The 18,338-nt window shown below is 68.6% G+C and carries 16 protein-coding genes and 2 pseudogenes; 8 read left to right on the top strand and 10 right to left on the bottom strand.

Annotation, left to right across the window (positions count from 1 at the left end):
- Window positions 1-194 precede the first annotated feature (194 nt).
- The 3 genes from AD428_RS13480 to AD428_RS13490 form a co-directional block, all read right to left on the bottom strand.
- Window positions 195-1,403 (bottom strand): PepSY domain-containing protein, encoded by a 1,209-nt coding sequence (locus AD428_RS13480; RefSeq protein WP_235490168.1) that lies wholly within the window; start codon window positions 1,401-1,403, stop codon window positions 195-197.
- 323 nt (window positions 1,404-1,726) lie between these two features.
- Window positions 1,727-3,889, bottom strand: coding sequence for a TonB-dependent receptor (locus AD428_RS13485; protein WP_082308396.1), 2,163 nt, complete (start codon window positions 3,887-3,889; stop codon window positions 1,727-1,729).
- A 127-nt stretch (window positions 3,890-4,016) separates the two neighbouring features.
- The gene (locus tag AD428_RS13490; RefSeq protein WP_053245523.1) at window positions 4,017-4,409 is read right to left on the bottom strand and encodes a DUF2946 family protein; all 393 of its coding nucleotides are present in this window, start codon (window positions 4,407-4,409) and stop codon (window positions 4,017-4,019) included.
- Window positions 4,410-4,657: 248 nt separating this feature from the next.
- Between AD428_RS13490 and AD428_RS13495 the strand changes: the two genes are divergently transcribed.
- The 3 genes from AD428_RS13495 to AD428_RS13505 all read left to right on the top strand — a co-directional run bounded on the left by AD428_RS13495 (window position 4,658) and on the right by AD428_RS13505 (window position 6,066).
- Window positions 4,658-4,966 carry a DUF4148 domain-containing protein gene (locus AD428_RS13495; RefSeq protein ID WP_053245524.1) on the top strand — a complete coding sequence of 103 codons (309 nt, stop codon included), beginning with the start codon at window positions 4,658-4,660 and terminating at the stop codon, window positions 4,964-4,966.
- Window positions 4,967-5,027: 61 nt separating this feature from the next.
- On the top strand, window positions 5,028-5,333 hold the full coding sequence (locus AD428_RS13500; protein ID WP_053245525.1) for a DUF4148 domain-containing protein: 306 nt from the start codon (window positions 5,028-5,030) through the stop codon (window positions 5,331-5,333).
- A 130-nt stretch (window positions 5,334-5,463) separates the two neighbouring features.
- A complete protein-coding gene (locus AD428_RS13505) occupies window positions 5,464-6,066 on the top strand; it encodes a TetR/AcrR family transcriptional regulator (RefSeq protein ID WP_053245526.1) in 603 nt (200 codons plus the stop codon).
- Window positions 6,067-6,104: 38 nt separating this feature from the next.
- Here the strand turns inward: AD428_RS13505 and AD428_RS13510 are convergent, their stop codons facing one another.
- The 6 genes from AD428_RS13510 to AD428_RS13535 all read right to left on the bottom strand — a co-directional run.
- Complete coding sequence (locus AD428_RS13510) at window positions 6,105-7,022, bottom strand: LysR substrate-binding domain-containing protein (protein ID WP_053245527.1); 918 nt, start codon at window positions 7,020-7,022, stop codon at window positions 6,105-6,107.
- An 84-nt stretch (window positions 7,023-7,106) separates the two neighbouring features.
- Window positions 7,107-8,087 (bottom strand): Bug family tripartite tricarboxylate transporter substrate binding protein, encoded by a 981-nt coding sequence (locus AD428_RS13515; protein WP_235490171.1) that lies wholly within the window; start codon window positions 8,085-8,087, stop codon window positions 7,107-7,109.
- A 75-nt stretch (window positions 8,088-8,162) separates the two neighbouring features.
- Window positions 8,163-9,707 (bottom strand): acetolactate synthase large subunit, encoded by a 1,545-nt coding sequence (locus tag AD428_RS13520; RefSeq protein ID WP_053245529.1) that lies wholly within the window; start codon window positions 9,705-9,707, stop codon window positions 8,163-8,165.
- Between the two features lie 180 nt (window positions 9,708-9,887).
- Entirely contained in the window at window positions 9,888-10,742 is an 855-nt protein-coding gene (locus tag AD428_RS13525; RefSeq protein WP_053245530.1) for a cysteine hydrolase, read from the bottom strand.
- A gap of 244 nt (window positions 10,743-10,986) precedes the next feature.
- Window positions 10,987-11,604 (bottom strand): TetR/AcrR family transcriptional regulator, encoded by a 618-nt coding sequence (locus AD428_RS13530; protein WP_053245531.1) that lies wholly within the window; start codon window positions 11,602-11,604, stop codon window positions 10,987-10,989.
- A 153-nt stretch (window positions 11,605-11,757) separates the two neighbouring features.
- On the bottom strand, window positions 11,758-13,408 hold a 1,651-nt coding region (locus AD428_RS13535), incomplete at its 5' end, for a malate synthase G (RefSeq protein ID WP_152968084.1).
- 6 nt (window positions 13,409-13,414) lie between these two features.
- Here AD428_RS13535 and ubiA point away from each other — a divergent pair.
- The 4 genes and pseudogenes from ubiA to AD428_RS13555 form a co-directional block, all read left to right on the top strand.
- On the top strand, window positions 13,415-14,341 hold the full coding sequence (ubiA, locus tag AD428_RS13540) for a 4-hydroxybenzoate octaprenyltransferase (RefSeq protein WP_053245532.1): 927 nt from the start codon (window positions 13,415-13,417) through the stop codon (window positions 14,339-14,341).
- Window positions 14,342-14,382: 41 nt separating this feature from the next.
- Entirely contained in the window at window positions 14,383-14,814 is a 432-nt protein-coding gene (locus AD428_RS13545) for a DUF1090 domain-containing protein (RefSeq protein ID WP_235490176.1), read from the top strand.
- Between the two features lie 276 nt (window positions 14,815-15,090).
- On the top strand, window positions 15,091-15,480 hold the full coding sequence (locus AD428_RS13550; protein WP_082308397.1) for a DUF4148 domain-containing protein: 390 nt from the start codon (window positions 15,091-15,093) through the stop codon (window positions 15,478-15,480).
- A gap of 198 nt (window positions 15,481-15,678) precedes the next feature.
- A pseudogene (locus AD428_RS13555) lies at window positions 15,679-16,781 on the top strand (saccharopine dehydrogenase family protein); the annotation flags it as partial.
- A gap of 45 nt (window positions 16,782-16,826) precedes the next feature.
- Here the strand turns inward: AD428_RS13555 and glcC are convergent.
- A complete protein-coding gene (glcC, locus tag AD428_RS13560; protein ID WP_053245536.1) occupies window positions 16,827-17,591 on the bottom strand; it encodes a transcriptional regulator GlcC in 765 nt (254 codons plus the stop codon).
- 240 nt (window positions 17,592-17,831) lie between these two features.
- Between glcC and AD428_RS13565 the strand changes: the two are divergent.
- A pseudogene (locus AD428_RS13565) lies at window positions 17,832-18,338 on the top strand (malate synthase G); the annotation flags it as partial.

An 18,338-nucleotide genomic window follows, 5' to 3' on the forward strand; every position in this document is an offset into this window, starting at 1 on the left:
CGCCCGGCCAGCGTCCCGCGCCCCAGCAACGCCCCGCCCGCAGGCCGCTCCGGCCAGCAGCGGCGCGAATCTCGCCGACATGGACGACGATATTCCGTTCTAACCGTTCTGGCGCTTCGCGCAGCAATAGCAAGCAGGCCTTGCCGCAACGTGCGGCAAGGCCTTTTCTTTGCGGCGCGCGGCGTCCCGGTCCGCTACGCGCCGCGCCGCCCGGGCGGACGCCGCGGCGCGGCCTTGGCGCGCAGCCGCCGCCAGCCGATGACGCAGCCCGTGGCCGACAGCAGGCCGATGACGCAGCCCGTGGCCGACAGCAGGATGCCGCCCGCGCTCAGCAGGATGAGCAGGGCGTCGCGCAGCGCGGCGGCGCGCAGCATGGGCGGCAGATCCCAGCTGTGCAGGAAGTAGAACAGCCAGCGCCCCACGCGCTGCGAGGGCGACAGGGCCAGCGCGAGGTCGCCCGAACGCAGGTCGATATAGGCCAGAACGCCGTTGTCTCCCTCCAGGCGCAGGGCGGGCAGGCCGCGCGGCGCGCCGCCGTTCATGGCTTCGTCGTGGCGGCCGTAGTAGTAGGCGTCGTAGGCCGTCAGCACGGTGGACCGCCAGCGCCAGCCGGGAAACAGCGCGGCAGCCGCGGGCAGGACTTCCTCGGGCCGCCAGTGCGGCGCGATGCGCGGCCCTTGCGGGCCGGCGCGCACGACGCGGCTGTCGCCATCCGCGTCGAAGGCCAGGATGTAATTCTCGCCGCCGAGCCGCCGCCAGTGCAGCTCGACCGGCGCGAAGCCGCTTGCGCGCAAGGCCGCAAGCGCGGGCCGCGGATCGTCCATGCGAGGCGCGCCGGCGGGGCCGGCGTAGGCTGCGCGGTCCGGGGGCGGGTCGGGCGCGGCGAACACGCCGCCCGGGTTCATGGACATCAGGCCGCTGAAGATCCAGGTGCAGGTAAAGAGGCTGAAGCCCAGGCCCAGGACGTGGTGCCAGCGCATCCACGGCTCGCGGTACGGGCTGCGGCTGCCGGACTTGTAGCGGCCCCGGAACCGCCATCGCCAGATGCCGACCAGCACGCCGCTGGCGGCGATGAGCGTGCAGGCGCCCGACAGCGCGATGACCAGCCAGGTCCAGACCGGATCGACGGGCCGGCTGCGGAACAGGTACAGCCAGTGCAGCCAGGCGCCCGCGTAATTCCAGCGCTGCTGCGTTACGGGCGCGTCCAGCACGACCTGGCCCGTGGCCGAGGACACATAGAGCGTGGCGGGTTCGGGGCCGTCGATCTGGATGCGGAACAGCGGCCGGTGCGGGTCCAGCCCGCGCGCATGCGTCCAGCGGTCTTCGGCGATCTTGCCGTCGAGCCGCGCTGTGCCCTCGGGCGCGTAGGCGCGGGCCGAGGCCAGCGCCAGCTCGGGGGACACCTCGGGCGCGGGGGCGGCCGGTATCGCCGGCGTAGGCCCGTGCGCCCAGCACGTAGGCCGGGCGGCCGCGCACCGAGGTGAGGACGGCTCCGTCCGCCGGTTGCGGCAGCCTCCGCAGCCCGATGCAGCAGGCGGCGGGATCGAGCGGGGGCAGCCTGGCCAGGCGTTCGGCGGGTGTCAGCTTGGGGTAGCCGACATAGAGCATGACGATGCCGCTTGCGAACCACAGCAGCATCAGCACGCATCCGCCGATTCCCAGCCAGCGGTGCGCCAGGAACACCAGGCGCCGCAGGCGGGCAGGCATGTGCATGGCGTCCTCGCGTTCAGAAGCGGTGGTTCAGGGTCAGCTCGAATCGCCGTCCCGGGCCGTACAGCCATTGCGTGCTGGTGTAGTACGCGGTGGTGAAGTAGGCCCGGTCGAAGACGTTGTAGCCGCGCGCGGTGAGGGTGGTGTCTTTGTTCACGTCCCAGCGCAGGGCGAGGTCGGTCGTCGTGTAGGACGGCAGTTCGATGCGGTTGGCGCTGTCCGCATAGCGCTTGCCCACGTATTGCAGGCCGCCCATGGCGGTCCAGCGCGGCAGGAAGTTCCAGCTGATCCAGAGATTGGCCAGGCGTTGCGCCACGTTGGGCGGCACCTTGCCTTCGCGCGAAACCGCGACGGCGGGAGAGCCGGACGATTCGGTGAAGTCGTCGTAGCGGGCGCGCAGCATGGCCGCGTTGGCCTCGATCTTCCAGCCCGGCGCGAATGCCAGCGCGAGCGAGGCTTCGAGTCCGCGGGACGATTGTTCGCCGACCTGTTCGCGCAGGCTGGGGTTGTCCGGGTCGCGGGTGAGCAGGCCGGATTTGCGGATGTGGTAGGCGGCCAGCGTCCATTCGCCCTTGCCGTGCCAGAAGTTCTGCTTGAGTCCGATTTCGATCTGCTTGCCCTGGGACATGTCGAAGCCGCTGTTGGCCGGGCTCAGCATGAGCAGGCCGCTCACCGGGTCGGCCGCTTCCGCGTACTGCGCATAGAGCGCGAGATCGGGCGTGAGGTCGAAGACCGTGCCCAGGCGCCAGCCCACGTCGGCGTAGGTTTTGGAGAGCGCGCGCGCGCCGGCGACGAGGTCGTCGCGCACGATCCGGGCGTGGTCGTAGCGCAGTCCGCCGATGACGGACCAGCGCGAGCTCAACGCGAGCCGGTTCTCCGCGAAGAGCGCATATTGGTCCGCCTCGTTCCGGTAGCGCGGAATCGTGGGGATGTCGCTCTCGAAGTGGCCGTGCGCGGGGTCATAGGGGTCCACCGGCCCGGAGCTGCCGGTGTAGGTGTTGTTGGTGTGCTTGAAGGTGCTGTGGTTGAGGTCGAAGCCGACCGAGAGCGTGTTGTCCAGGCCCGCCAGCCTGCCCTTGAAGGCCGCGTCCATGGTCAGGCCGGTCTGGTTCTGGTCGTGCGAGATGGCCGTGTTGTCCGAGCGGTCGATGAGCCCGGTGCCTGGGTTGTAGACATAGCGTTCCGCATCGCGCCAGTCGCGCCGGCTTTCGATGCGGTAGAGCCGCGCGCGCACCGTGGTGGCGTCGTTGGGCGTCCAGGTGGAGTCGAGCTGGGTCCATTGGTCGCGAAAGCGCATGAAGCTGTCGCTGACGTTGTAGTTCTCGTGGCGGACGGCGTCGCGCTGTTCTCCGTCGATGAGCGGCGTGCCGAAGTAGCGCATGGGGCGCTGGTAGCCATACGCGTAGCTGAGCGTAGTGGTCCATTGGGGCGAGGGATCCCAGCGCAGCGCGCCGGAAAAGGTGGCGTCGCCCGATTGTCCGAGATCCACCCAGCCGTCGGTGTAGTTGCCGCTGAGGTCCAGCCGGTAAGACAGGGTGTCGCTCAGTGCGCCGCCGCTGCCCAGCCCCAGCCGGGCAGTGTCCTGCGTGCCCACCGTAGCCTGGACCTCGTTCTCGATGGGGCCGCGCGTGGGCTTTTTGGGTATTACGTTGACCACGCCGCCGATCGCGCCGTCGCCGTAGATGACCGAGGCGGGGCCGCGCAGCACCTCGATGCTCTGCACCGACCAGGTGTCGAAGGGGAAGGTGACGCCCACGCCGCCGTACTGGCGCAGCCCGTCGTACAGGCGCATCACCGAGGTGCTGTCGGTGAAGCCGCGAGAGGACAGGGCGCTGTTGCCGTTGCCGGGGTGGGGCATGGCCGAAATGCCGGGCGCGCGCGTGATGGCGTCGAGCACGTTCGTGTCGCCGCGCGACTCGATCTGTTCGCGGGAAATAATGTCCACGCTGGCGGGGGTCTGCATGGGCGTGAGGCCCAGGTTGGAGCCGGTGGAGGCGGGCTGGTTCAGCGAGGACTCGGCGCCGGCGGACACGACGATGGGCTGGAGTTCGGCGGGGGATTGCTGCTGCGCATGGGCGGGCGCCGTGGCCAGCGCGAGCGGGAAGAGGGCAAAGCGGGCGAAGAGGGGGCGCGGCGCGGGCAGTCTGCGCGCGCCCGTCGTCTCGGCGGGGGTGGCCATAGGGTCTGGGTCCTGTGTGCGCGGCCGTTCGCCGCGGCCGGGCCGCGAACGGACCCGGCCGCGCGGACGGCGGCGGAATAAACGGGGAAAAGCGTCAAGACCGGCCTTGCGGCCGGCGTCGGGACGGTCAGACCAAGGGCGGGGCCCGCGCGAGCGCGACGTTCCAGCACGAGGGCTCGCGCGGTGCGAGCGGAACGGGCATGGCCCACGAAGCGGGGCCGGAGAGTCCGGGAACGAAACTGGGCTGGACGGGCTCGGGCGCCGTGGCCGGCGACACGCACAGCAGGCAGAAGCCGGCGTGCGCCAGCGAGGCGTCGGCCTTTTTCTCCGGCGCGGCGCCGGCCGGAAGTTCCAGCGTGGCGAACTCGTGTTCGCCCACGCTGCAGAATTGCACCAGAACCTTGCGCGCAGCGGCAGGCTCGCCGCTGGCCAGTCCCAGGACCGGCAGCAGCGTCGCGAAGAGGAAGGCGAATAGCACCGCCCAGCTGATCCGGCGCTGGACGGCGAGAGGCGCGCGCATAGGAAAAATCGAGATCCGATCCGGAATCGAAGCCGATTCTATCAGCCGGACGCAGGCCAGGATGACAAGAATTGTTTCATCTTGGGGCCTTGTGCTATCTATCTACTAGTAGGTAATATTCCCTCCATCGACGCAGCGCACCGTGGCGCCGAACCTGGAAGTACCGCAGTACTTCTTTTTCTTTCTCCGAATATCTATCTATAAGTAGATAGTTTTCGGACTATAGCAAGCTCATCGGAGATTTCATCATGAAGACCTTTTTGTCCGCCGTCGTTCTTTCCGCAACTTTCGCCGGCGCCGCCGTCCAGGCCGGCGAGCTGGACTACCCGCCGCCCGCCGATACGCACAGCACCGTAACGCGCGTTCAGGTGGAACAGGAACTGGCCCAGGCCCGCGCCAACGGCGAGCTGGCGTTTGGCGAAGAAGGCTATGCCGCCACGCAGTTTGCCCAGTCCGGCAGCGTCAGCCGCGCGCAGGTGCAGGCGGAACTGGCGAGCGCCCGCGCCCGTGGCCTGACCGAAAGCGGCGAGCTGGACTATCCGCCCGTCCAAGGTTGAGTTTTTTTCCGTCACAAACCTATCTATCCATAGATAAGCGCATCGCGCTCTGGAGATCATCATGAAGACCCTCGTTTCCGCGCTCGTTCTTTCCGCCACGTTCATGGGTTCGGCCTACGCCGGCGAACTGGACTATCCGCCTGCCCTGGACACGCACAGCGCCGTGACGCGCGCCCAGGTGGAGCAGGAGCTGGCGCGGGCCCGCGCCAACGGCGAACTGGTGTTCGGCGAAGAAGGCTATGCGGCCGCGCCCGTCGCGCAGGCGGGCGACGTGAGCCGCGCCGAGGTGAAGGCGGAACTGGCCGCCGCCCGCCGCGACGGCCTGACGGCGAGCGGCGAGCTCGAGTATCCGCCCGTTGCCGGTTGAGCGGCATGGCGAGGAACCGCGGATTCCGGTGCGCGGCGTCGCCCGCCGGAATCCGCGTCGTCGTCCAGCCCGGCGCGGCGCGGGTTCATGCCTATGCCGTCCCAACCCTATTAGTAGGTAATATGCAGCCATGGACACCCCAGCCTCGACTTCCACCCGCCAGCAATTGCTGGATTACGCCCAGACGCTCATCCGCACGCGCGGCAGCAACGGTTTCAGCTACCGCGACCTGGCCGAGCACGTCGGGGTGAAGACCTCCAGCATCCACTACTATTTCCCGTGCAAGGACGACCTGCTTTACGAGGCGGTCGAGGCCTATAGCGCCCGGGCGCTGCAGGCCGTGCGCGATATCGACACGGCGTTGCCCGCGCGCGAGCAGTTGCATGCCTACTTGTCGTTGATGGAATCGCACGCCTGCGCCAGCAACCAGGAAATGTGCCTGGGCGGCATGCTGGCGGCCGAGGTGGGCAGCCTGCCCGAACGCGTGCGCGGCGCCCTGCAGGGATTCTTCCGCGCGCACGAGGCCTGGATCGCGCGCGTGCTGGAAGCGGGCGCGACGCAGGGCACGCTCAAATTCAACGGCACGCCCGAATCGGCCGCGCGCGCGGTGTTCGCCACCATTCAGGGCTGTCTGCTGGTGTCGCGCCTGTTCGAGGCGCCGCCTCGGTTGTGCGAGGCGATCAGCGCGATCTACGTGCAGAGCCAGCCAGCCGGCGGAACGCCGGCGGGCTGACCGCCGCCAGCCAGCGCCCCGTGGCGGTCGGGGCGTGGCTACGCAACGAGATGGTTTTCGTCGGCGAAACGGCGGGCTTCGTCCAGTATCCATGCGCGGAAGCACTCCAGCGGATAGCTGGCTCGCATGTTGCTGGGATACACGAGCTGGTAGGCATCCTCGCCGGGAATGGACAGCGGATGCGCGCGGATGACGCCCTGCCGCCACGCCGATTGCGGAACGAAGAACTCCGGCACCAGCGCGATGCCCAGCCCCGATTCCGCCGCGCGCACCACCATGGACTGCAATTCGAAGCCGGCGCTCTGCGCCTGGCCCAGGTTTCCGGGCACGCCGGCGGCCTCGAACCATTGCTTCCACGATTCCGGCCGGGTGGTCGAATACAGCAGCGGATAGCGCAGCAGGTCTTCCGCGCGTTCGAGCTGGCGTCCGATCAGGTCCTGGCGCGCCACCGTCACCATGGTTTCCCCGAACAGGCGCTCCGAGGTGGCGTGCGGCCAGATCGGCTTGCCATGGTGGATGGCGGCGTCGAAGTGTTCTTCCTCGAACGAGAAGGGGCTGGTCCGCACGCCCATGTTGATGCGGATGGCGGGGTATTTCTCGTAGAAGCGCGGCAGGCGCGGGATGAGCCATTCGAGGCCGAAGGTCGGAAGCACGGCCAGCTCCAGGCTGCCCCGGCCGCCGCCGTGCGCGGCGACGGCCAGGGTGTTCTTCTCGAGCGCGCGCAGCGCGTCGCGCACCTGTTCGCTGTAGAGGCGCCCGGGCCGGGTCAGCACGACTTTCTGCTTGACCCGGACGAAGAGCGAGACGTTGAGGTTCTCCTCGAGCAGGCTGATCTGCCGCGAGACGGCGCTTTCGGTAACGGAGAGTTCGCGCGCGGCCAGGGTGAAGCTCTCATGGCGCGCCGCGGCCTCGAAAGCGCTCAGCGCGGCCATGCTCGGCGTTCGGATACGGCGCATGATTCGACTTGCTCCCGGCGTAAGATCGGACACCGATAGTAGGCATCCGCGTACATGGTCCGCAAGCCGCGCCGGCCGCCGCGGCTAGTTTGCCGAGATGCCGCGCTCTTTGATGAGGGCGCTCCAGCGCTGGCGCTCGCCGGCCTCGAAGGCCGACAGCGCCTGTCCCGAAAGCGCGCCCGGCGTCGCGCCCAGCGCGGCAAGCTGCTCTTTGACCGCGGGCGTGGCCAGCGCTTTTTGCGCGGCGTCGATCAGGGCGGCCTGCACGTCGGCAGGCGTGCCGGCCGGGGCATACAGCGCAAACCAGGCGGTCACGTCGAAATCCTTCAGGCCGGCTTCCGCCACGGTGGGCACGTCGGGCAGCGCCGCGCTGCGGCTGGCCGAGGTGACGGCCAGGGCGCGCACCCGCGCGCCGTCCTTGAGCTGGCTGAGCGTGGTGGGCAGGTTGTCCATGAGCACGTCGACCTGGCCGCCGATCAGCGCGGGCATGGAGCCCGACACGCCTTTGAACGGCACATGCAGCATCTGGATGCCCGCCGCCTGTTCCAGGTAGGCGCCTGTGAGGTGCACCGAAGAGCCGATGCCCGGCGTTGCGTACGTGATGGGCCGGCTCTGGTTGGCGCGCGCCTGGGAGAACAGGTCCTGCAGGCTCTTGATGCCGGAGTCCTTGCGCACCGCGATCACGTTGGGGGTGGTGAACACCATCGACAGCGGCGCGAAGTCCCGGCCCGGGTCGAATGGCATGTCGGGGTAGATGTACGGGTTGATGGTCTGCGTGCCGATGGTGCCCAGGCCGATGGTGTAGCCGTCGGCCTGGGCGCGCTTGAGCACTCCCATGCCGATGTTGCCGCCCGCGCCGGCGCGGTTATCGACGATGATGGACTGCTTCAGGTACGGGCCCATGGCCTGCGCGATCGTGCGCGCGGCGAGGTCGGACGTGCCTCCGGCCGGGTATGGCACGATCATGGTGATGGGATGCGAGGGGTACGTATCGGCCTGGGCGGCGAATGCGGCGCTGCCGAGCAGCGCAAGGCCGACGATCCTGCTTGCAAAAGCGAACTTCACGAAAAATAGTCTCCAGATTCTTGCATGAGGCGTTTTTTTCTCCCGCGCCTCGTTCCGGGATCGCGGACCCGGATTTCAGATCCGCAGGTCGATCAGGAACGGGCCGTTTGCCGCGAAGCTGCTTTTCATCAGGTCGGCGCATTCTTCCAGGGTGGCGGCGCGCGCCGCGTCCACGCCCATGGCGTTCGCCAGCCCGACCCACCCGAGCGACGGATTCCCCAGGTCCAGCATGCTCATTGCCGTTGCGCCGGGCGTGGCGCCGACATTGCGGTATTCGCCGATGAGGATGTTGTATTTGCTGTTGTTGAGAATGATGGTGGTCACCGGCAGGCGTTCACGGGCCTGGGTCCACAGCGATTGCAGCGAGTACATCGCGGAGCCGTCGGCCTGCAGGTTGATGACCCGGCGCTGCCCGCCCGCGCCGATGGCCGCGCCGGTGGCCACCGGCATGCCGTCGCCGATGGCGCCGCCCGCCAGGTGCAGCCAGTCGTGGGCGGGGGCGGCGTGCGTGTGTTTGTAGAAGCCGCGGCCGAACGAGACGCTTTCGTCGGACACGATGGCGTTCTCGGGCATGAGCGCCGCCAGCGTCCGGGCCAGGCCCTCCGGCGTGGGCGCGCCGGCGGCCGGTTCCGGGCGCGGGCCGGGGTCGGGAATTTCCGCTTCCGGTGCGTTCAGGGCGCGCACCAGTTCCCGCAGCGCCTGGACCGGATCCTGGTCGGGCCGCGACAGGACGTGCAGTTGCGCGTCGGGCGCGTACTGCGTGGAGGGCATGCCCGGATACGCGAAAAAGCCCACGGGCGCCTTCGCGTTGACGAGAACAATGTGCTTGTACCGCTGCAGGGCGCTGATGGCCGCGTCCATGGCGTAGGGCACGCGCTCGAGCTGGAGCCGGCCACGGCCGCGCGCCACGTGCGCGGTGACGTAGTCGCCCAGCAGGGCCGCGCCGGTCGCCTGCGCGACCCGCCAGGCCAGGCCCTGGGCCTCGGCGAGCACGGCCGGGCCGGCGAGCAGGATCAGCGTGTCCGCCCCGTGCGTACGCAGGGTGCGGGCGGCGCGCTCGATGACGTGGCCCTCCACCGCGGGGGCCGGCGAGGGTTCGTCCGCCCGGCTCACCACGCCGCCCTCATTCCACGATACGTCGGCGGGCAGGATGAGCGTGGCGATCTGGCCCGGATAGGCGCGCGCCGCCTGCACGGCCTGCGCGGCGTCGCGGCCCAGGTGCTCGGCTTTTTCGCTGGTGCGCACCCACTGCGATACGGTCTGCGCCATGCCGGCGGTGTCCGCCGTCAGGGGGGCGTCGTGGGGACGGTGATACGTGGCCTGGTCGCCGATGATGTTCACGATGCCGCTGCGCGCGCGGTGCGCGTTGTGCAGGTTTCCCATGCCGTTGGCCAGGCCGGGCCCGCAGTGCAGCAGCGTGCAGGCCGGCTTGCGCGCGATGCGGAAATAGCCGTCGGCCATGCCGGTTACCACGTTTTCCTGCAGGCCGAGCACGCATTTCATCCCAGGAACCTGATCCAGCGCAGCCACGAAATGCATCTCGCTGGTTCCGGGATTCGCGAAACACGTGTCCACGCCGGAGGCAAGCAGGGTTTTGACCAGGCTGTGGGCGCCATTCATGTTCGTCTCTCCATTGCATTGATCGCCGCGCGGGGCGGGCGCCGCCTTCGGCGCATGAAGCCCGATATTCTTGCGGCCCGGCGCGGGGCCGTAAAGCAATGAAATCTTGAGACGTGATGAGTTTTATGAATCGAGCGCCGCCTCCCGAGGCCGGGCGGTCCCGGAAGGCGGCGCGCGCGGCTACCCCAGCGCGCGCGCCATGTCGGTGCTGGCGCGCGCCTGCACACCCAGGTCGCGCATGCGCTGGATGAAGGCGGCCTGCGCGTCCTCGAAGCCCGCCACGGGGCTCATGCAGTCGGTGAGCAGCACCACGCGCGACAGCCGGCCGCCGGGCAGGTATTCGGCCAGGTGCTCCACGGTGGCCTTCACGCAGTGGCTGCCGGCCTCGCCCGCGACCAGGATGAGGTCGGCGCGGTCCAGGGCATCGAGCAGCGAGCGGTTGAGCTGGCTGCGCGGGTCGTCCGGGTCGGGCACCTCGGCCATGAGCGCGCTGTAGTGCTCGGTCCAGGGATTGGTGCCCTTGGGCACCTTGCGCACGATGAGCTGGCGCTGGTCTTCCCAGCGGCTGTAGGCCGCGTGCACATCCGCGTGGACGTTGTGCCCCCAGGTGCCGATCTCGCAATGCAGCGGCCACACCATCAGGGTGTAGCGGCCGCGCGATTCCAGTTCGTCCAGGTACGACAGCGTGCGGGGAAGGTCGTCGAGGTGGCGCGGCTGGTAGTCGCCGGCCCGCACCTGCGCGGCGGTGATGGGGGTGAAGGGCGCCACGTCGGAGCCGTCGCGCCGGCGCCAGAAAATCGGGTGCGCGATGTCGAGCCGGTGATGCGAGTCGAGCGTGACGGTGATGGCGTCCAGGGCATCGGCGCTGGCGTCGATGAACGCGGCCAGGCGCCGCATGTCGGCGTGGGCGCCGGACACGGGCAGCGCCGGCTGCCGCGGGCGGCCGGTGACCGGATCGGCGGGCAGGTGGCTGGAGGGCAGGTCGCAGAAGTCATTCTGCGGATCGATGATCAGGAGGTGAACGGAGCGCGGCATGACGAAAGCGAAGAATGGGCAGAAACAACTATAGACCGGCCGGGCGGCGGCGCTTCAGAAAAGCACAAGGTGTTCAGGGTGATCGGGTAGCTGGCGCAGCAGGCTGCGCCAGCTCCGCCACAGGCGCCACGCGATGGCGGCGGCGATTCCGGCGATGATGACGAACGGCATGGCGATTCTCCTCATTTTTTCGCACGGACGTGCGAAATTTGGACGGCGCAGGCGGCGGACATGGCCGGACGCCTTATCCGATGAACTGGAAACTGCGGTAAGTGGAGATCAGGCGCTCATAGGCGGCGCGCACGCGCTCGCCGGCGCGCGGATCGCGCAGGAAGCGGGCGTCGTGCATCAGGCCGACCATGAGGCTGTAGATTTCGAACACTAGCTGTTCCGGGTCGGTGTCCGGCCGCAGGTGCCCGGCCTCCAGGGCCTGGACGGCGGTGCGCACCAGCGAGCCGCGCCAGCGCCGCACATTGTTTTCGAGCAGCGCGCGCAGCGGCGACTGCAGGTCGTCGTACTCGAAGGCGCCGGCCACGTAGATGCAGCCGGTGAGCGTCTCGACGTTGCTCGCGCGCGCCACCCAGTTGGAAACCATGGCGTTGAGCCGCGGCAGGCCCCGGGGAGCGGCCAGGGCGGGCGTGAACACGGCCGCGAGAAAACGCCGGTCGTACTCGTCCAGCACGGCTTGCTGCAGCGCCTCCAGCGAACCCACGCGCGAAAAGACGCCGCTCTTGCTGATGCCCAGGCGACGCGCGATCTCGCCCAGCGACAGGCGCTCCAGCCCCTCGGCGGCGGCCATGTCCAGCGCCGCATCCACGATGGCGGCATAGGTGAGTTCGCTTTTTTCGGTCTTGGCGTGCATACGCGCCAATTTAGCACGGCCATGCGAAAAAGAAAGCCGCGTCCCGCTTTTTGCCGCCGGGCCGTCCCAAGGCAAAAACGGCCCCCCCGGGGGCAGCAAGCCCGCGCAGCGGGCGCACCCTTCCCCTGGCGGGAAGGGCGCTGCACGCCAGCGTCAGGCCTGGGCGGCCTTGAACGCCTGCCGGTACTTGTGCAGCAGCGGCTCGGTGTAGCCGTTGGGCTGCGTCAGGCCCTCGAACACCAGGGCGCAGGCGGCCTTGAATGCGAGCGAGGTATCGAAATGGCCCGCCATGGGCCGGTAGGCCGGGTCTGCCGCGTTCTGGCCGTCGACTACCCTGGCCATGCGCTTGAAGGTTTCCATGACCTGCTCGCGGTTGGTAACGCCGTGGCGCAGCCAGTTGGCGATGTGCTGGCTGGAAATGCGCAGGGTGGCGCGGTCTTCCATGAGGCCGACGTTATGGATGTCGGGCACCTTGGAGCACCCGACGCCCTGGTCGATCCAGCGCACCACGTAGCCCAGGATGCCCTGGACGTTGTTGTCCAGCTCCTGCTGGATGTCGGCGGCCGGCCAGTCGGGGCTGGCGGCCACCGGCACGGTCAGCAGGCCGGCCAGCAGTTCCTCGCGCACGTCGGCCAGGCGGGTGCGTTCGAGATCCTGCTGCACTGCCTGTACGTCAACCTGGTGGTAGTGCAGCGCATGCAGCGTCGCGGCGGTGGGCGAGGGCACCCAGGCCGTGTTGGCGCCGGCCTTGGGGTGGGCGATCTTCTGCTCCAGCATCGCCGCCATCATGTCGGGCATGGCCCACATGCCCTTGCCGATCTGGGCCCGGCCGCGCAGGCCGCAGTCCAGGCCGACCAGCACGTTGTTGCGCTCGTAGGCGGCGATCCAGGCGGTGGATTTCATGTCGCCCTTGCGCAGCATGGGGCCGGCTTCCATGCTGGAGTGCATTTCGTCGCCGGTGCGGTCGAGGAAGCCGGTATTGATGAAGGCCACGCGCGCGCTTGCCGCGCCGATGCAGGCCTTGAGGTTGACGCTGGTGCGCCGCTCCTCGTCCATGATGCCCATCTTGATGGTGTTGCGCGGCAGTTCGAGCAGGTCTTCGACGCGGCCGAACAGCTCGGTGGCGAAGGCCGCCTCGGCGGGGCCGTGCATCTTGGGCTTCACGATATACACCGAGCCGCTGCGGGAATTGCGCTTGTTGCGGCGGTCGGGCAGCGCGGCCAGCGTGGTGACGACGGCGTCGAGAATGCCTTCGGGAATCTCCTGGCCGTCGCGATCGAGAATGGCCGGGTTGGTCATGAGGTGGCCCACGTTGCGCACGAACATGAGCGAGCGGCCGTGCAGCGTCAGGGACGAGCCGTCGGGGCGCGTGTACTGGCGGTCGGGGTTGAGCCGGCGGACGAAGGTCTTGCCGCCCTTGCTCACTTCCTCGGCCAGGTCGCCCTTCATGAGGCCGAGCCAGTTGCGGTAGATGTGCACCTTGTCTTCGGCGTCGACCGCGGCCACGGAGTCTTCGCAGTCCATGATGGTGGTGACGGCGGCCTCCATGAGCACGTCCTTGACGCCCGCCGCATCGGTGGCGCCGATGGCGTGCGCGCGGTCGATCTGGATTTCGAAGTGCAGGCCGTTGTGCTTGAGCAGGACGGCCGAAGGCGATCGGGCGTCGCCCTGGTAGCCGGCGAACTGCGCGGGGTTCTTGAGCCCGGCGGCGCCCGAGGGCAGGGCGATGCGAAGCTGGCCGTTTTCGACGGTGTAGCCGGTGGCCTCGGCATGGGAGCCCTGGGCCAGCGGGGCGGCGGCGTCCNTTACCGTGAGCGCCCCCAACTCCACTCCCGCCGATCTCAGCGACATCGTCTTTACCGACTGGGTTGAACGCTGGCTTCCCCGGTCGTGGCGCCCCTATGCGCGCCTCTGCCGGCTCGACCGGCCCATCGGCACCTGGCTGACGCTGCTGCCGTGCATTGCGGCGCTGGTGCAGGCCGCGGGCGGCCTGCCCGACCTGAAGCGCCTCATCGTCTTTTCGCTGGGCGCGCTGCTCATGCGCGGCATCGGCTGCACGGTCAACGACATGTGCGACCGCAACTTCGACAAGCACGTGGAGCGCACGCGCTTCCGACCGCTCACCAGCGGCCAGTTGAGCATGCGGAACGCGGTCTGGTTCCTGCTGGGCCAGCTCCTGGTGTGCGGATCGCTGCTTTTCTTCATCAACGAGATGAGCCGCTGGCTGGCCGTGGCGGTGTTGCCCTTCGTCTTCATCTATCCGCTGTGCAAGCGCGTGACCTACTGGCCGCAGGTGGTGCTGGGCATCTGCTTCAACTGGGGCATGCTGATGGCCTGGTCCGATACGCAGAACCAGGTGCCCCTGGCCGCCATCGCCATGTGGGCCGGCGCGGTGCTGTGGCAGGTGGGCTACGACAGCATCTACGCCTACGTGGACGTGCGCGACGACCTCAGGCTGGGCCTGCATTCCACCGCCATGCGCTTCGGCGACCAGGGCAAGCTCTGGATCGGCGGCTTCTATCTCGCGACCGTGGCGCTGTGGGCCTGGGGCGGCTACGCCATGGGCATGTCATGGGCCTATTTCGCGGGCATCGCGGCCGTGGCGCTGCACCTGGCCTGGCAGCTCAAGGTGTTCGACATCCAGCGCCCGGACCGCAACTTCATGCTGTTCCGCGCCAACCTCTGGCTAGGCGTGCTGCTCATCGTCGCCGCCCTGGCCGGTTCGCTGATCCGCTGATCCGCGCCGCGCATTGTGTCCGGGGGCCGGACTGGGCGAAGATGGAGCCTGGCCCTTTTTCCGGAGATGCGCCTCATGTCCCCCGTCCTCAAGACCCTGGCCGCGGCCTCGCCGCCGCGTGCTCGCCCCCGCCGCCCAGGCCGCGACCGACTGCTCCGCCCCAGCGCGGCTGCGCGGCCAAGATCTGCCACATCCAGAACGACATCGCCGCCGCCCAGGCCCAGAACAACAGCCGGCGCGAGGCCGGTCTGCGCAAGGCGCTGGCCGAGGCCCAGGCCCACTGCACCGACGAGCGCCTGCAGGCCCGGCGCGAGGCCGACGTGCGCGAGAAACAGGAAAAGGTCGCCGAGCGCGAACGCGAGCTTGCCGAAGCCCGCAGCAAGGGCAAGCCGGACAAGATCTCCAAGGCGCAGCGCAAACTGCAGGAAGCGCGCGACGAGTACGACGAGGCGTTGGCCGAGCTGAACCGCTGACGCCGGCCCATGGCCGCCCCGGCCGCAGAAGAGACGGCCGGGCGGCCAGCCTCTGGTGGAGGCTATTTGTCATCTGATGGAAATATCGCCATCCATGGCGCCATTTGGCGAAATTCGGATCGATTATCCAATTATTTGGAAAAATGTTTTCAGGCAATCAGGGTTTATCCCAGGAGTCTTTGAGCACAGAATGCCACTCATCGGGACACAGCAAGCGAACCCCAGACAATTCAGCCCGAGGTTCGGATCCCAGCTCAAAGACAACGGAGGTCTGCCATGAAAACCCTTGCTACCGCTTTGATGTTGTCCATGTCCGTTCTGGCCGCCGGCGCCCAGGCCGCCGAAGCCGACCAGGGCCCCAGCCGCGCCCAGGTCCAGGCCGAGCTGCAACAGGCCAAGGCTTCGGGCCAATACACCTTCGGCGAAGAAGGCTACCCCGCGGCCATCCCCGCGAAGTCCACCCTGAGCGCGCAGGACGTGCAAACCGAAATGGCGCAGGCCCGCCTGGCCGGCGAAGTGACTTTCGGCAACCTGGACTATCCGCCCGTTGCGCAGGCCGAGGCGACCTCGGTGTCGCGTTCGGAGGTGCAATCGCAACTGGCCCAGGCCAAGGCTGACGGCATCGTCACCTTCGGCAACCTGGACTACCCGCCGGTGCACGGCTGATCCCCGGCCCGCGCCGCGGCCGGGCTTCGGCCCGGCGCCCCGAAAGCCTCCGGCCCTGCCGCGAGGCTTTCTGTTTTGACGATTTGATTTTTATACTGGTCGAATCGACATAATTTAACGGCATTTCGTCAAAATGCCTGCTACACATCGGCGGACCGGAATCATAGGATAGGGCCATTCCCTCCCAGGAGTTCCGCCATGGCCGCCAACACCCCGAAACCCGTCCTGCTGCTCGGCGCCGGCAAGATCGGCTTTGCGATCGCCCTCATGCTTCAGCGCAGCGGCGACTACGAAGTCCTGGCCGTGGACCGGGATGCCGCGCGGCTGCGGGCGGTCGCGGAGCTGGGCTGCGACACCCTGGCCGCCTCCGATGACGAAGCCATCGCCCGGACGATGCGGGGCCGCTATGCCGTCGTCAATGCGCTGCCGTTTCATCGCGCGGTCGCGGTGGCCACGCTGGCCGCCCGCGCCGGCGTGCATTATTTCGACCTGACCGAGGACGTGGCCAGCACCCACGCCATCCAGGCGCTGGGCCGGGAGGCAGGCAGCGTGCTCATGCCCCAGTGCGGGCTCGCGCCCGGCTTCATCGGCAGCGTCGCCACGCGCTGGCCCGCCGCTTCGACAGGCTGCTGGACCTGCGCATGCGCGTGGGCGCCCTGCCGCGCTATCCCTCGAACGCGCTGCGCTACAACCTCACGTGGAGCACCGAGGGGCTGATCAATGAGTACTGCAACCCCTGCGAGGCCATCGTCGACGGCGAGCTGACCACGGTGGCCGCGCTGGAAGGCTACGAGACGTTCACGCTGGACGGCGTGGAATACGAGGCCTTCAATACCTCCGGAGGACTGGGCACGCTGCCCGCCACGCTGGTGGGCAAGGCGCGCAACGTGGACTACAAGTCCGTGCGCTACCCGGGCCATTGCGCCCTGATGAAGCTGCTGCTCAACGACCTGCGCCTGCGCGACCGCCGCGACCTGCTCAAGGAAATTCTTGAGGCGGCCATTCCCACCACCGACCAGGACGTCATCGTCATCCTGGTGGCGGCCAGCGGCATGCGCCATGGCCGCCTGGAAGAGGAATCTCACCCGGTGCGCATCTTCGGCGCCGAACTGGACGGCCATACGCTGAGCGCCATCCAGCTTTCCACCTCGGCCGGCATCTGCGCCGCGCTGGACCTGGTGGCCTCGGGCGCGCTGCCCTCGCGCGGATTCGTGGGCCAGGAGGCCATCGCCCTGGATAGCCTGCTCGAAAACCGCTACGGACGCATCTACGCGGGCAAGCCCCTGGCGCTGGAACGGCCCGCGCTGGCCGAACGGCGCCCCCGCGGCCGGGCCGCGCGGCCGCGCTCAGGCCCATCCTTCCATGCGGCGCGTGGCCCGGATCAGGCGCTGTTCTTCCTGCTCGATGTCCGCCAGGCTCTGGCGCACGCTGTCCACGTGATCGGCCGCCGCCTTGCGCGCCTGCTCGGGCTGGCGCGCCATGACGGCGTGGTAGAGCCGGGCATGCTGGCGGTCGATCTGGCGCTTCTCGGGCTGGCGGTGATAGAGGTTGTTCACACAGGCGAACACCGAGCCCAGCAGCAGGTCGGTGAGCGACTGCAGCGTGTGCACCAGCACCGGATTGTGCGAGGCCTCGCAAATGGCGAGATGGAAGGCGTGGTCGAGATGGGCGTGGCGCGCGGTGTCGGTTTCGGTTCCCTGCGCGGCCATCATTTCGTCGTAGCGCCGGCGGATCATGATGAAATCGGCCTCGGTGCCGCGTATGGCCGCCAGCCGCGCCGATTCGGCCTCCAGCAGGGAACGCACTTCCAGCAGGTCGTACAGGGTGCGCGGCTGCGAATTGAACAGGTGCATCAGCGGCCCGGCATCCACCTGGGAAATCCGCGCCACGTACGAGCCCTTGCCCTGCGCCGTGTGGATGATTTCGCGCGCGCGCAGCAGTTTCAGCCCTTCGCGCAGCGCGCTGCGCGACACGCCGAGCTTTTCCGTGAGCCTGCGCTCGGAGGGCAGCGCCTGGCCCGCCTTGAGCACGCCATCGAGGATCAGGCGCTCGATGCGCTCGGCCACCTCGTCCGCCACGGGCCGTGGCCTGGTTTCCGTTTCCGCGTGCATGCGCGCTCCGTCTACTGGTCTGACCAAATTCCACGCACCGCCGAAGGCTGCCGCGGATTTCCAATAAGTGGCTGATATCTAATCATAAAAATCCCGCACCTGTCCTGTGCGCCGCACAAAAACTGGTATGACCAGCGGGTTTTGCTATGGACATCGCCTGCCCCGCGGCCGATGATGTGGGAACCGTTTTCCCGGCGCCCGGCGCCGGCCAGCCATACCATCCGATCCGCAGAGACCCGTATGACGCAACGCATCCAGAAACATGGCCTGCAAGTGGCGGCCAACCTCGTCCAGTTCATCGAACAGGAAGCCTTGCCCGGTTCCGGCCTGGACGCCGACGCCTTCTGGCAGGGCTTCGCCGAACTGGTCCATGACCTCGCCCCGCGCAACCGCGCCCTGCTTGCCGAGCGCGACCGCCTGCAGGCGAGCTGGATGCTGGCACCGCGCCCACCCCGGCCCCATCGCCGACCCCGCCGCCTACCGCAAATTCCTGGAAGACATCGGCTACCTGCTGCCGCAGCCCGACGAGGTGCGCGCCACCACGGAAAACGTGGACGCCGAGATCTCCGAGCAGGCCGGCCCCCAGCTGGTGGTGCCGGTTTCCAACGCGCGCTACGCGCTGAACGCCGCCAACGCGCGCTGGGGCAGCCTGTACGACGCCCTTTACGGCACCGACGCCATCCCCGCCACGCCGGGCGATACCGGCCAGGGCTACAACCCCGAGCGCGGCCGCGCCGTCATCGCGCG

It is taken from the genome of Achromobacter sp. DMS1, assembly GCF_001270295.1.

Excerpts from the sequence above, each read along its gene's own strand:
- AD428_RS13485 (WP_082308396.1), bottom strand. The coding sequence starts at position 3,889 with ATGGCCACCCCCGCCGAGACGACGGGCGCGCGCAGACTGCCCGCGCCG.
- AD428_RS13490 (WP_053245523.1), bottom strand. The coding sequence starts at position 4,409 with ATGCGCGCGCCTCTCGCCGTCCAGCGCCGGATCAGCTGGGCGGTGCTA.
- AD428_RS13495 (WP_053245524.1), top strand. The coding sequence starts at position 4,658 with ATGAAGACCTTTTTGTCCGCCGTCGTTCTTTCCGCAACTTTCGCCGGC.
- AD428_RS13500 (WP_053245525.1), top strand. The coding sequence starts at position 5,028 with ATGAAGACCCTCGTTTCCGCGCTCGTTCTTTCCGCCACGTTCATGGGT.
- AD428_RS13505 (WP_053245526.1), top strand. The coding sequence starts at position 5,464 with ATGGACACCCCAGCCTCGACTTCCACCCGCCAGCAATTGCTGGATTAC.
- AD428_RS13510 (WP_053245527.1), bottom strand. The coding sequence starts at position 7,022 with ATGCGCCGTATCCGAACGCCGAGCATGGCCGCGCTGAGCGCTTTCGAG.
- AD428_RS13520 (WP_053245529.1), bottom strand. The coding sequence starts at position 9,707 with ATGAATGGCGCCCACAGCCTGGTCAAAACCCTGCTTGCCTCCGGCGTG.
- AD428_RS13525 (WP_053245530.1), bottom strand. The coding sequence starts at position 10,742 with ATGCCGCGCTCCGTTCACCTCCTGATCATCGATCCGCAGAATGACTTC.
- AD428_RS13530 (WP_053245531.1), bottom strand. The coding sequence starts at position 11,604 with ATGCACGCCAAGACCGAAAAAAGCGAACTCACCTATGCCGCCATCGTG.
- AD428_RS13545 (WP_235490176.1), top strand. The coding sequence starts at position 14,383 with ATGGAGCCTGGCCCTTTTTCCGGAGATGCGCCTCATGTCCCCCGTCCT.
- AD428_RS13550 (WP_082308397.1), top strand. The coding sequence starts at position 15,091 with ATGAAAACCCTTGCTACCGCTTTGATGTTGTCCATGTCCGTTCTGGCC.
- glcC (WP_053245536.1), bottom strand. The coding sequence starts at position 17,591 with ATGCACGCGGAAACGGAAACCAGGCCACGGCCCGTGGCGGACGAGGTG.